General features: G+C 60.2%; 1 pseudogene. It reads left to right on the forward strand.

What is annotated here, in order from left to right:
• Window positions 1-242, forward strand: a pseudogene (locus A3730_RS30315) (hypothetical protein); the annotation flags it as partial.
• Window positions 243-698 lie beyond the last annotated feature (456 nt).

The following is a 698-nucleotide window of genomic DNA, read 5'->3' on the forward strand; positions in this document are numbered from 1 at the left end:
CATCACCCAACACTACTGACTACTCAAACCCAACTACATCAGAAAACAACCACAAACCCCGTAAGACATTCCCCAATTCATGCGTGTCCCCGATTAGTTTTGGGGGCGCCCTGCGCCGGGTACTGGCAGACTGGTGCCCGCCCTTTGACGGCTTCTGCCTGTGCTACTCCGGGCGCCGCAACATCAGCTCCGCGTTCCGCCTGGTCATCGACCGCCTGCGCTACGACCCGGCAAGGGATTAACGCCCCACTGTAGGAGCGGTGGTTCCACCGCGAACCGGGTAAGCCGTGCCACGGCTATCGCGGTCGAACGACCGCTCCTACAAAATCGCCTGCTACCCCACGCCCACCGCAGGAACGTAGCGCAGCGGAGTAACGCACGCAGCGCGGCCCCGAAGTGGTGAGCGCAGCGAATAACCAGCCTGCTGGCGAAAAGACAGTAACGAGTTGCGAGATGCGAGTTTCGAAAGGCAAAACCTGCAAGCCGCTCCGGCCAGGTTTTCGCAGCTCGAAACTCGTAGCTCGTAGCTGCTTTTTCAGAACGTATCCACAAACGGCCGCCCACCGTGGGTACCCGTCTTGAACCCCGACGCATTCAACCCGCGCAGGATCCACTGACGCGTGTCCACCGGATCAATCACCGCATCGATCTCCAGGAAGCTGGCCATGTTCAGGGCCTTGCCCTGTTGATACGCCTTG

It is taken from the genome of Alcanivorax sp. HI0044 (assembly GCF_001634945.1).